Source organism: Anianabacter salinae (genome assembly GCF_019061145.1).
In the GTDB taxonomy this organism is placed as follows: domain Bacteria; phylum Pseudomonadota; class Alphaproteobacteria; order Rhodobacterales; family Rhodobacteraceae; genus Anianibacter; species Anianibacter salinarum.
This window is the reverse complement of the sequence record NZ_JAHQZS010000003.1, coordinates 124998-137051: the sequence shown is the minus strand read 5'-3', so window position 1 is coordinate 137051 and position 12054 is coordinate 124998. Positions and strand designations below refer to the sequence as shown.

The window sequence follows — 12054 nt, the reverse complement described above, 5'->3', positions numbered from 1 at the left end:
CTGCGCCCTAGAACGGGCGCACGACGTTGCCGGAATAGAAGTACACGCCAAGCCCCAGCGCAAAGACGACGATCCCGGCAAGGCTGTGCAGCAGCACCGCCTCGGGGAAGTTGCGGCGCACGCGGTAGGCATAGGCAAAGGCCAGCCCGCCCGAGAACGTCATCGCCGCGACGATCCAGTTCCAGTACATCAGGTGCGCCAGCGAAAAGACGGCGGCGTTCAGCACCACCTGCGCGCGCACATCGCCCGGCAGAAGCGTGCCATAGCGGCGGAAGAACAGCGGCCTGAACACGATCTCCTGCGGCAGGGCCGACAGCACCGGATACAGCAGCGCGATCATCAGCATCAGGCCAGGGTTCGCGCGCAACAGCAGCCACAACGCCTCGGGTGCGGTCAGGACCATCACGGCGTATCCCACGGCCAGCGTCGCCAGCGTGCCCAGCACGACAAAGGCCAGCGACACCTCGCGCAGGCCGCGCGTCAAATCAGACCAGTGAAAGCCCGGCGTCAGGTGCAAAAGGACCAGCCCAAGCGCGGTGACGCCGAACAGCGCCGGGAACATCATCGACGGCGGCAACACCAGCGCCAAAATCATCGGCGCCGCAAGATAGAACGCGCAGAATTCGGCGATCAGCCGGGCGCGGGTTGCGGCGGGGGCGCGGATATGGGCAAGGCTCATCGGGGCGTCTCGGCAGCGGCGGGTCGCACCCATAGATAGGGCCATGTGCGGCATTCCCAACCCTTCCGGGGACCGCCCCTTGCACGGGGCGCGCGCATGTCTATAACCGCCACAATTTTGCCCACCGCGCCGCGGCGGGCGCGACAGAACCGATCACAACAGCGATCAAAGAGGGTCCCATGCCAAAGCGCACCGACATCAAGTCGATCATGATCATCGGGGCGGGACCCATCATCATCGGACAGGCCTGCGAATTCGACTATTCAGGGGCTCAGGCCTGCAAGGCGCTGCGCGAGGAAGGCTACCGGGTCATCCTCGTCAACTCGAACCCCGCCACGATCATGACCGACCCCGGGCTGGCGGATGCCACCTATATCGAGCCGATCACCCCCGAAGTCGTCGCCAAGATCATCGAAAAGGAACGCCCGGACGCGCTTTTGCCGACGATGGGCGGGCAGACCGGCCTGAACACCTCGCTCAAGCTGGCGGACATGGGCGTTCTGGACAAGTTCGGCGTCGAGCTGATCGGTGCCAACCGGCAAGCCATCGAGATGGCCGAGGACCGCAAGCTGTTCCGCGAGGCGATGGACCGCATCGGCCTCGAGAACCCCAAGGCCACCATCGCCGAGACGATGGAGGAATGCGTCGCGGCGCTGGAACACATCGGCCTGCCCGCGATCATCCGCCCCGCCTATACGCTGGGCGGCACCGGCGGCGGCGTGGCCTATAACCGCGACGATTACCTGCGCATCTGCCGCTCTGGCCTCGATGCCTCGCCCGTCAGCCAGATCCTGATCGACGAGTCGCTTCTGGGCTGGAAGGAATTCGAGATGGAGGTCGTGCGCGACCGCGCCGACAACGCCATCATCGTCTGCGCCATCGAGAACGTCGACCCGATGGGCGTGCACACCGGCGACAGCGTCACCGTGGCCCCGGCCCTGACGCTGACCGACAAGGAATACCAGATCATGCGCAACGGCAGCATCGCCGTCCTGCGCGAGATCGGCGTCGAGACCGGCGGATCGAACGTGCAATGGGCGATCAACCCCGAAGACGGGCGCATGGTCGTGATCGAGATGAACCCGCGCGTGTCCCGCTCGTCGGCACTGGCGTCCAAGGCAACCGGCTTTCCCATCGCCAAGATCGCCGCCAAGCTGGCCGTGGGCTACACGCTGGATGAGCTGGACAACGACATCACCGGCGTGACGCCTGCGTCCTTCGAGCCGACCATCGATTATGTCGTGACCAAGATCCCCCGCTTCGCCTTCGAGAAGTTCCCCGGCTCCAAGCCGGAACTGACCACAGCGATGAAATCGGTGGGCGAGGCGATGGCCATTGGCCGGACCTTCCACGAGAGCATGCAGAAGGCGCTGGCCTCGATGGAGACCGGGTTGTCGGGCTTTGACGAGATCGCCATCGACGGCGCGGGCGACACGCCGCAGGGCACCGCCGCCATCATTCGCGCGCTGTCGCAACAGACCCCCGACCGGCTGCGCGTGATCGCACAGGCGATGCGCCACGGCTTGACCGACGACACCATCCAGGCCGCCACCAGCTATGATCCGTGGTTCCTGTCGCGCATCCGCGAGATCGTCGACACCGAGGCCGAAGTGCGCCGGGGCGGCCTGCCCGTGACCGAGGACGGCTTGCGCCGCCTGAAGATGATGGGCTTCACCGATGCCCGTCTCGCCAAGCTGACCGGCCGCGAGGAAGACCAGGTGCGCCGCGCCCGCCACAACCTTGGCGTCACGGCGGTGTTCAAGCGCATCGACACCTGCGGCGCCGAGTTCGAGGCGCAGACGCCCTACATGTATTCCACCTACGAGGCCCCGGTGATGGGCGACGTGGAATGCGAGGCGCGCCCCTCGGACCGCAAGAAGGTCGTGATCCTCGGCGGCGGCCCGAACCGGATCGGTCAGGGCATCGAATTCGACTATTGCTGCTGCCACGCCTGCTATGCGCTGACGGATGCTGGCTATGAGACAATCATGATCAACTGCAACCCCGAGACGGTGTCGACCGACTACGACACCTCGGACCGGCTGTATTTCGAACCGCTGACCTTCGAGCATGTGATGGAGATCCTGCGCGTCGAGCAGGACGCGGGCATACTGCACGGCGTGATCGTGCAGTTCGGCGGGCAAACCCCGCTGAAACTGGCGAACGATCTGGAAGCGGCGGGAATCCCGATCCTCGGCACCTCGCCCGACATGATCGACCTGGCCGAGGACCGCGAGCGGTTCCAGCAGATGCTGATCCAGAACGGCCTGAAACAGCCGCGCAACGCGCTGGCGCGCACCGATGCCGAGGCGATGACCATCGCCAAGGAAATCGGCTATCCGCTTGTGATCCGCCCGTCCTACGTTCTGGGCGGCCGCGCGATGGAGATCGTCCGCGACGACGCGCACCTCGAACGCTACATCCGCGATGCGGTGGTGGTGTCGGGCAAGAACCCCGTCCTTCTCGACAGCTACCTGTCGGGCGCGGTCGAGGTGGACGTGGACGCCCTGTCGGACGGCACGTCGGTCCATGTCGCGGGCGTGATGCAGCACATCGAAGAGGCGGGCGTGCATTCCGGCGACAGCGCCTGCTCGCTGCCGCCCTATTCGCTGTCCGCCGATGTCGTGGCCGAACTGAAACGCCAGACCGAGGTGATGGCCCGCGCGCTGAACGTCGTCGGCCTGATGAACGTGCAGTTCGCGATCAAGGGCGACGACATATACGTCCTCGAGGTGAACCCCCGCGCCAGCCGCACCGTGCCCTTTGTCGCCAAGGCCACCGACAGCGCCATCGCGTCCATCGCCGCGCGCCTGATGGCCGGAGAGCCGATGTCGGCCTTCCCGCTGCGCCCGCCCTATGAAAAGGACGCCGGCATCGACAGCGAGATCCCGATGGCCGACCCGATGACGCTGGCCGATCCCGACATGCCGTGGTTCTCGGTGAAAGAGGCGGTGTTGCCCTTCGCCCGCTTCCCCGGCGTCGATACGCTGCTGGGGCCGGAAATGCGCTCCACCGGCGAGGTGATGGGATGGGACCGGTCCTTCCCCCGCGCTTTCCTCAAGGCTCAGCTTGGCGCGGGCGTCGACCTGCCGCACAAGGGCACCGTCTTCATCTCGATCCGCGATGCCGACAAGACCCCCGAGATGATCGAGACGGCGACGATCCTGACCGAAATGGGCTTCGGCATCCTCGCCACGCGCGGCACCGCCGCCTTCTTCGAGGCGGGCGGCATCACCGCGCAGACGGTGAACAAGGTCTACGAGGGCCGCCCGAACATCGTCGACCGGCTCAAGGACGACGAGGTGTGCCTCGTGATGAACACGACCGAGGGCGCGCAGGCGATCGAGGACAGCCGCGAAATCCGCTCGGTCGCGCTCTACGACAAGATCCCCTACTACACGACCGCCGCCGCCAGCCACGCCGCGGTCCTGGCGATGCAGTCGCGCCGCGAAGGGGCGTTCGAGGTGCGCAGTTTGCAAGGGTGATCGGCGGGCTTGCCCGTAACGGGGCAAGCCGCCATTCTGGCGCCATCCCTTGACGGAGACGCGCCATGCCCAGTCGACGCCTAGCCCTTGCCTGCTGCCTTGCCATCCTCGCCGCCGCCGCGCCCGCCCAGGCGCAGAAGAAAAGCGCATCGACAGGCGCAGGCAGCGCAACAGTCGCCGCCGAAGTGATCGACATCTCGGGCGGCTATTCGGTCGAAGGCCGCAACGCCGACGGGTCCGCCTATTCGGGGCGCCTGTCCGTGGCGCAGTCGGCCTCAGACCTGCGCTTCGACTGGCAAGTCGGCAGCGCCTATTCCGGAACCGGACTGATCGAGGGACGCATCGTCACGATCGACTGGGGCAGCACGACGCCGGTCGTCTACGTCGTCATGCCGAACGGCGCGCTTCACGGCACCTGGGCGGACGGCACCGCGCTGGAACGCGCCACGCCCGACTGACCATTCCAGATCGGCCGGACCACGGCAGCCTGACCAGACCGGCCGCACCCTCCCATCTTTGGTCCACAAATACCTCCGGGGGTTTGGGGGCAGAGCCCCCATGCTGCGGGGGTTTGGGGGCAAAGCCCCCATGCGGCGCGCGGGGGCCCAAATGGCCCCAAGCGCCGCTCCCCCCCTCAATCCTCCAACGCGTCCTCGGACTTCTGATCGACGATCTCGCGCTCGCGGGACTTGCGCGTCTCGAAGTCCGCGCCGTGCCGGTCCCACTCCGCCTTGTCCACGACCTCGCGCGCGCGGGCGAAGATCTCGGTCTCTTCCTCGTCGATGTGGTGCTCGTAGTCGTGCCGCAACTTGCGGAACGTCTCGAGCCATTCGGGCGCGGCCATGTCCATGTCGTTCAGCTTTTCCAGAAGGTCGTCCATCTGTTGGTGCTCGTGCACCGAATGCCGCGCGGCGTCCTGCCCCCAGGGCTGGGACATCAGCTTGGAATAGAACGTCTCTTCCTCGGCTGCGGCGTGGGATTTCACGTCGTAGTAGAAGTTCTGCCAGGCGATGTTGCGGTCCTTGCTGCCGTCCGGGGTGTCCTCGATACGGGCCAGCAGATCGCGGTGCTTGTCGTGGTCGCCCTTGATGACCTCGAAAATGTCGGGCATGGGATCGGTCCTTCTTCAGCCGGTGTACTGTCCCGGCTGAAACGCGGCCCGACCGCGGGCTGTTCCGCGCCTATCCGGGCATGCGGAAGGTCAGCGACGCCCAGAGCGATTCCCACGCGGGTCCGGTCTCGGTGCCGCTCTCGATCTCGCGCAGGACCACGCTGTCGACAAGGTACTCGTGCCCGGCCTCGACCGGAAACGACACCCGCCCCTCGGCATCGGTGCGGTAGCGCGTGACCGACACCGCGCCCTCCGGGGCTCGGGAATAGACCTCGACCTGAGAGCCCGCGCGCACGGCGCCGTCGTGGAACACCTGCACCGGCATCTCGCTCAGCGCGGCGGTGTAGGGGTTTGCCTCCGCCACGATCTCGATCAGAAGACCGACCCGCACGTCCTGCCCCGCCGCATCGCCGACACCGACTAGCGACTTGCCATAGCGGCTGTATTGCTCGCGCACGTTGTCCATGGACAGGCCCCGTGCGACATGGCGCTCTTGCGCCCAGGTGACATCCTTGTGCTCGGTGAAGCCCACGAAGGTGTCCCAGTCCTTGTACTTGAGCTGCGTGTCGGTGGTGACATGGACCACGGTCCACAGCCCGTCCCCGGGGGCCGCCATCGCCAGCGCCGGACGGTCGCCAATGCGCCCTTCCACGGGCACCACGGTGTCGCCCTGCACCAGATCGAAGCGGCGGAAGTTGTCCGGGATATAAGAATAGCTCGACCCCTCGAAATCCGAACCGACCCGGATCGCCGCCGTGATGGTGCCCCCTGCCTCGACCTGATACGCCTCGGGCGAGATCCAGAACTCGTGGGCAGCGGCGGGAAGCGCGCTAGCTCCGGCAAGGATCAGGGAAGCAACAAGGGTTCTGAGGCGCATGGCGAGTATCCGGTCTGGTTCGATCATGGCAAAGCTGGTCTATCGGCGGGTGGTGTCAAGCATACTGCTGGCCCTCGCCCTCACGTTCGCGGCACCGTCCGGCGCACATGAGGTGCGTCCAGCCATCGCCGACCTGACGCTGGAGGGCAGCACGGCGCGGATACAGGTGACGCTCGCGCTTGAGGCGCTGGTGGCGGGGGTCGATCTACAGGGGCTGTCCGACACCGACGAGTCGCCCAACGCAGCGCGCTACGACCGGCTGCGCGCGCTGCCCCCGGCAGACCTGCGCGCCGCGCTCGATGAGGCGTGGCCGGACATTCGGGACGGTTTCGTCTTTGAAGTGGACGGCGCGCGCCTTGTGCCGCAGATCGTGGAGACCGACATTCCGCCCGTCGGCAACGCCGAGTTGCCGCGCGACAGCGTGCTGACCATCGCAGCCGACCTGCCCCCCGGCGACGCGCCCCTTCAGGTCGGATGGATTGCCGAATACGGCCCGCTGGTGGTGCGCCAGCAGGGCGCGGGCGACGGCGAGGGGTATTCCGGTTACCTGACGGGCGGCCAGTTGTCGGATCCGATCCCGCGCGACGGCGTGGCGGATGTCGGGCTGCTGGCCGCGTTCGGCAGCTACGTCCTCATCGGGTATGAACACATCGTGCCCAAGGGCCTCGACCACATCCTGTTCGTGCTGGGGCTGTTCTTCTTCTCGCTGCAGCTGCGCCCGCTGGTCCTGCAGATCACCGCCTTCACCGCTGCGCACACCGTGACGCTGGCGCTGGCGACGCTGGGGTATGTCACGATCTCGCCCGCCATCGTCGAGCCGCTGATCGCCGCGTCCATCGTCTATGTCGCGGTCGAGAACGTCCTTGTCACGCGGATGCACTGGTGGCGCACGGCGATCGTGTTCGGCTTTGGCCTGCTGCACGGATTGGGCTTTGCGTCCGTCTTGGGAGACATCGGGCTGAACCCGGCGCGTTTCGTCACCGGGCTGATCGGTTTCAACGTCGGGGTCGAGCTTGGCCAGTTGTCGGTGATCCTGCTGGCGTGGATCACGCTGGCCTACTGGTTCGGCAACAAGCCTTGGTGGCGGTCGCGGATCGCCGTTCCGGCCTCTCTCGCCATCGCGGCGGTCGCGGCCTACTGGTTCGTCGAACGCACGTTTCTGGCTTGAACCCCCGCCGCCGCCCGGTCTAACCGGAACGCCGACGATGGGACGGCGGCGGCAGGCACATGGCAAAGCTCTATTTTCACTACTCGACGATGAACGCGGGCAAGTCGACGCTGCTGTTGCAGGCCGCCTATAACTACCGCGAACGGGGCATGGTGCCCTATCTTATCACGGCGCAGCTTGACCACCGGGCCGGGCGCGGGCGCATCGCCTCGCGCATCGGGATCGATGCAGAGGCCGACACCTTCACGGCCGGCGAGGACATGTTCGCCAAGATCGCCGCGCGGCAGGCAGAAGGGCCGATGGCCTGCGTCTTCATCGACGAGGCGCAGTTTCTCAGCCACGCGCAGGTGTGGCATCTGGCGCGCGCGGTGGATGACTTGAAGGTGCCGGTGATGTGCTACGGGCTGCGCACGGACTTCCTGGGCAACCTGTTCCCGGGCTCCTCCGCGCTTCTGGCGCTGGCCGACGAGATGCGTGAGGCGCGCACGATCTGCCACTGCGGCAAGAAAGCGACGATGGTGGTGCGCAAGGATGCGGCGGGCCGGGTGCTGATTGGCGGCGCGCAGGTGCAGGTCGGCGGCAACGAGACCTATGTCGCGCTGTGCCGCCGCCACTGGCGCGAGGAAACCGGCGACGCGGCGCCGTTCGGGCCGCTCTAGACCGGGTTCGGCGGGCTGCGGCCCTCGGCCACGGCGGTCGCGTTGTCGAGCGCCAGCATCCCCATCGCCTCGCGGATTTCCAGCGCGGCAGTCCCCAGATGCGGCAGAAGCGCGGTGTTCTCCAGCGCGCGCAGGGCCTCAGGCACCTCGGGTTCGTTCTCGTAGACATCAAGCCCGGCGGCGGCGATCCGTCTCTCTTGCAGCGCGGCGATCAGCGCGGCCTCGTCCACCACGTCGCCCCGTGCGATGTTCACGAAGACGGCGTGCGGCTGCATGTGCGACAGGACAGCGGCGTCGATCAGGTGGCGCGTCTCTGCCCCGCCCGGCACGCAGACGACGACGATATCGGCCGCCGCCATCAACTCGGACAGGGAGCCGAGTTGCCGCGCGGGCATTCCGGGGTCGGCAACGGCCGAGCGGTTGTGAAACACCACCGGCATGTCGAACCCGTAGTGGCAGCGCTTTGCCACCGCCTTGCCGATGCGTCCCATGCCGACGATGCCGACCGTCTTGCCGGTGACGTGCAGGCCCAGCATCTGTGTCGGCGTCCAGCCCTTCCACGCCCCCGCGCGCACGACGCGCTCGCCCTCGGACGCGCGGCGGGCGGCCATCAGCAGCAGCGTCATGGCGATGTCGGCAGTCGCATCGGTCAGCACGCCGGGTGTATTCGTCACCTCGACCCCGGCGGCACGGGCGGCGGGCGCGTCGATGTGGTTATAGCCGACACCGAAGTTCGCAAGCACCCTGGTGCGCGGCGCTGGCCCCTCGAAGGCCGCCGCGCCGAAGGCATCGCCGAGCGTGGGGATGATGAGGTCGTAGTCGGACAGCGCCGCGCGCGCCTCGTCCGGCGACAGCTTGCCGCCCTCGTGGACCGTGGTGTCGAACCGGGCGCGCGCGGCGTCCAGAACCTTTTGCGGCAGGGTGCGGGTGATCAGCAGGTTCATCAGTAAAGCCTCCCTCCAGGCGGCACGTCCCGCTCGGGCGTCATCAGGACCACCTCACCGGCGGCGTCGGGCACTCCTAGCACAAGGATTTCAGACATGAACGGCCCGATCTGGCGCGGCGGAAAGTTCACCACCGCCATCACCATGCGGCCCGGCAGGTCATCGAGCGCATAATTCGCCGTGATCTGGGCCGAACTTTTCCGCACTCCCAAGTCCGGGCCAAGATCGACCCAGAGCTTGAAGGCGGGCTTGCGCGCCTCGGGAAACGGCTCTGCCCGCGCGATGCGGCCCGCGCGGATATCGACTGCAAGGAATTGCTCGAAACTGATCTCTGGCACGGCTGGGGTCCTATCCTGTTGCCGGATTCGGTGATTTCGGGTAAGTTATCCACAGACGGGGCAAACCCGCGCGAACAACAAGAAGATCGGGCAGGCAGTATGGCGCACAGGATGCGGGTCGCAAGTCTCTGGCTTGGCGACAGGCTCAGTTTCATCGAACAGGTCGTATTGCAGTCCTGGGTGGACCACGGCCATGACGTGCAGCTTTACGCCTACGGGGATGTTGCGGGCGTGCCAGGGGCCGTCGATCTTGTCTCGGCAGCGGATATCCTGCCCCCGCGCGATCTGCCTGACGCGCACGACGCCGCGATTTTCACTGACATCTTCCGGCTGACGCTGCTGGCGCAGGCCGATGTCACATGGTTCGACATGCGCGCGCTGTGCGTTGCGCCGCTGCCCGCCGATGACGTGCTGTTCGGGCTGTCCGCGCCTGATGTCGTCTCGCCGCTGGTGCTGCGTGTGCCGGGCGACCTGTCCGCGCTGGCCGAGGCGCTTGAGTTCCTGAACGCGGACCCTCCGATAATGCCCTGGCGCGGTCCGCGTTTCGTGCGGCGCATGGAAGAGCAGATTGCGGCGGGCGAGACATGGACCCTGAAGGACCTGCGCGAGGGCGCCACCGGCACGATGCTGCTGACCCACATGATGATAAGCGCGAACCTGTTGCAGCGCGGCCTGCCGACCGAACGCATCGCGCCGGTCAGCGAGGCGGCGAGCGGGCTGTTCTGGACGACGCTGGTGCCGCTTGACCGGATCGAACCCAAGGGGACGCTGACCGTCGCCCTGCCCGATGCCGCGCGGTCGGTGATCGAAACGACGTTCTGCGGATTGCCGCCCAAGACCAGCTATCTGGATGCGATCTGTCGGCGGCACGGGATCAATCCCGTCGCCGCTCCCGTGACCGCCCTAGCCGCGTAGCGCGCGAGAGCGGTCGGCGGCGGCCTTGACCGCGCGGCGCAGAAGCGCCGGAAATCCGTTGTCTTCATCCATCAGCAGGCCCAGCGCGGCGGCAGTCGTGCCTTGCGGGCTGGTGACGTTGACGCGCAGCTGCGACGGGTCCTCGACCGCATCCTCGGCCAGTTGCCCCGCGCCGCCCACCGTGGCCTTGGCAAGCTGCATGGCAAGCTCTGGCGGCAGTCCCTCGGCCTCGCCCGCGGCGGCCAGCGTCTCGATCAGGTGGAAGACATAGGCCGGGCCGGACCCGGACACGGCGGTGACGGCGTCCATCTGGTCCTCATCATCGAGCTGCACCACCTGCCCCACGGCCGACAGAAGCGTCTCGGCAAGGGACATGTGATCGGGCGTCGCCTGCGCATTGCCGATGATCGCGGTGATCCCGCGCCCTACGGCGGCGGGCGTGTTCGGCATCGCGCGGATTATCGGCGACCCGGCGCCAAGCGCCTCCTCGAACCGGGCGATCGGGGTTCCGGCGGCGATCGAGACGAACAGCGTGCCGCCCCCGCCCAGCGCCCGCAGACCGGGCAGCGCGTCGCCCATCATCTGCGGCTTCACCGCGATCAGGGCGATGGCAGGATCGGCTGGAAGGTCGGCGTTCAGGCGCGTGCCCTGCGCGCGCAACCAGTCGGTCGGCTTGGGGTCGATCACGGTGACGGACGGTGCAGGCAAGCCCCGCGCCAGCCATCCGGCCAGCATCGCCGATCCCATCTTGCCGCAGCCCATAAGGACAAGGCCGCGGCGTTCGATGTCGTTCATATCCATGGTGCGTCGCCCCCAAATCGCTTCAGGGGGCGGAGGTTAGGCGCGCCCGTAGGCCTGTGCAATGGCGACCTGCATCGCGTCCTTCGGCTCTCGGTTGCCCCAAGCGACAAGCTGGAACGCGGGGTAGTAGCGTTCCGCCGCGCTGACGGCGGCGCCGATCATCTGGTCGATCTGCTCGGGGCTGGCCATCTGGCCGCCCGCAAGGATCAGGCCATAGCGGTAGACCATCAGGCGCTGTTCCGGCCAGTAGCTGAACGCGCCCGCCCAGCAGGTGTCGTTGGTGCGGTTGAGCGTCTCGTAGAGCGCCGGCAAACGGTCTTCGGGAGGCTCCATCTCGAAGGTGCAGATCAGGCGAAGCGTCTCGTCGAAATGCGTCCAGGCCAGCGTGATCGAGTAGGTGCGCCACTGCCCCTCGACCGCCATCGCGATCTGGTCGTCCGACACGCGGTCAAAGTCCCAGTCCTGATGTTCGGCAAGATGTTCGACGATGTCGATGGGGTGGATGTCGTCCGAAAGGAACTGCTCTGAAAGCGACATGCGCGGCCTCTCTGGGTTTCGCCTGCGAACACTGCTGGTCCGCTACGGCTTGGTGCCTGCTCCAAGAGCGGCGGTTACAGAGGCCGCCCTTACCAGATATGGTGTGTCCTGCGGGAGTCTGAGTAAAGCTTTATTTTGTGGGTAACCGCAGGAAGTTGTGGAAAGCCCCATTGTCGCCACAAAACTTCGCAAGGCTGTTACGTTGGACCGAGGCGCCAGGAGGTGCCAACGAAAACGGGCGCGCCCGGCGGCACGCCCGTGTTGTGTCTCACGCCTTGGCCTGGGCCGGTGTCAGCCCTTTTTCTTCTCCAGCGCGTCAAGACGGGCCTTCAGCGCCTCGTTCTCTTCGCGCGCCTTCTGCGCCATCGCGCGCACGGCGTCGAATTCCTCGCGGGTGACGAAATCGCGGTCGGCGAGCCAGCGGTCAACCAGCCCCTTCATCGCCGTCTCGGCCTCGTCCTTGGCGCCTTGCGCGACGCCCATGGCATTGGTCATCAGTTGCGAGATGTCGTCGAAAATCTTGTTGCGTGTCTGCATGGC

General features: G+C 66.8%; 13 protein-coding genes. 5 read left to right on the top strand and 8 right to left on the bottom strand.

Going from position 1 to position 12054, the window contains the following annotated elements:
• Positions 1–7: 7 nt before the first annotated feature.
• A complete protein-coding gene (locus KTJ87_RS09585; protein WP_267138896.1) occupies positions 8–679 on the bottom strand; it encodes a CPBP family intramembrane glutamic endopeptidase in 672 nt (223 codons plus the stop codon).
• 179 nt (positions 680–858) lie between these two features.
• Here KTJ87_RS09585 and carB point away from each other — a divergent pair, with 179 nt between their 5' ends.
• Together carB and lfb1 are read left to right on the top strand one after the other, a co-directional pair.
• Positions 859–4164, top strand: a complete 3306-nt coding sequence (carB, locus tag KTJ87_RS09580) for a carbamoyl-phosphate synthase large subunit (protein ID WP_267138895.1) — start codon at positions 859–861, stop codon at positions 4162–4164.
• Positions 4165–4229: 65 nt separating this feature from the next.
• The gene (lfb1, locus tag KTJ87_RS09575) at positions 4230–4622 is read left to right on the top strand and encodes an LIC10280 family protein (protein WP_267138894.1); all 393 of its coding nucleotides are present in this window, start codon (positions 4230–4232) and stop codon (positions 4620–4622) included.
• A gap of 176 nt (positions 4623–4798) precedes the next feature.
• Here the strand turns inward: lfb1 and KTJ87_RS09570 are convergent, their stop codons facing one another.
• Positions 4799–5275 (bottom strand): hemerythrin domain-containing protein, encoded by a 477-nt coding sequence (locus tag KTJ87_RS09570; RefSeq protein WP_267138893.1) that lies wholly within the window; start codon positions 5273–5275, stop codon positions 4799–4801.
• Between the two features lie 70 nt (positions 5276–5345).
• Positions 5346–6152 carry a DUF4198 domain-containing protein gene (locus KTJ87_RS09565; RefSeq protein ID WP_267138892.1) on the bottom strand — a complete coding sequence of 269 codons (807 nt, stop codon included), beginning with the start codon at positions 6150–6152 and terminating at the stop codon, positions 5346–5348.
• On the opposite strand from KTJ87_RS09565, the gene KTJ87_RS09560 reads away from it, so the two are divergent.
• Positions 6151–7320, top strand: coding sequence for a HupE/UreJ family protein (locus KTJ87_RS09560; protein ID WP_267138891.1), 1170 nt, complete (start codon positions 6151–6153; stop codon positions 7318–7320). The two genes, KTJ87_RS09565 and KTJ87_RS09560, sit on opposite strands and share 2 nt — an antisense overlap.
• Before the next feature lie 59 nt (positions 7321–7379).
• A complete protein-coding gene (locus KTJ87_RS09555; protein WP_267138890.1) occupies positions 7380–7979 on the top strand; it encodes a thymidine kinase in 600 nt (199 codons plus the stop codon).
• On the opposite strand, the gene KTJ87_RS09550 is transcribed toward KTJ87_RS09555, so the two are convergent.
• Positions 7976–8923: a 2-hydroxyacid dehydrogenase gene (locus KTJ87_RS09550; RefSeq protein WP_267138889.1), complete on the bottom strand. Its 948-nt coding sequence runs from the start codon at positions 8921–8923 to the stop codon at positions 7976–7978. The genes KTJ87_RS09555 and KTJ87_RS09550 overlap by 4 nt on opposite strands.
• Positions 8923–9261, bottom strand: a complete 339-nt coding sequence (locus tag KTJ87_RS09545) for a tRNA-binding protein (protein WP_267138888.1) — start codon at positions 9259–9261, stop codon at positions 8923–8925. Before KTJ87_RS09545 ends, KTJ87_RS09550 begins: the two co-directional genes overlap by 1 nt.
• A gap of 111 nt (positions 9262–9372) precedes the next feature.
• On the opposite strand from KTJ87_RS09545, the gene KTJ87_RS09540 reads away from it, so the two are divergent.
• The gene (locus tag KTJ87_RS09540; RefSeq protein ID WP_267138887.1) at positions 9373–10176 is read left to right on the top strand and encodes a hypothetical protein; all 804 of its coding nucleotides are present in this window, start codon (positions 9373–9375) and stop codon (positions 10174–10176) included.
• On the opposite strand, the gene proC is transcribed toward KTJ87_RS09540, so the two are convergent.
• From proC to KTJ87_RS09525, 3 genes are all read right to left on the bottom strand, one after another.
• Complete coding sequence (proC, locus tag KTJ87_RS09535) at positions 10165–10977, bottom strand: pyrroline-5-carboxylate reductase (RefSeq protein ID WP_267138886.1); 813 nt, start codon at positions 10975–10977, stop codon at positions 10165–10167. The genes KTJ87_RS09540 and proC overlap by 12 nt on opposite strands.
• Before the next feature lie 36 nt (positions 10978–11013).
• A complete protein-coding gene (locus tag KTJ87_RS09530) occupies positions 11014–11514 on the bottom strand; it encodes a type III secretion system chaperone family protein (RefSeq protein ID WP_267138885.1) in 501 nt (166 codons plus the stop codon).
• A 291-nt stretch (positions 11515–11805) separates the two neighbouring features.
• Positions 11806–12051, bottom strand: a complete 246-nt coding sequence (locus KTJ87_RS09525; RefSeq protein ID WP_267138884.1) for an accessory factor UbiK family protein — start codon at positions 12049–12051, stop codon at positions 11806–11808.
• Positions 12052–12054 lie beyond the last annotated feature (3 nt).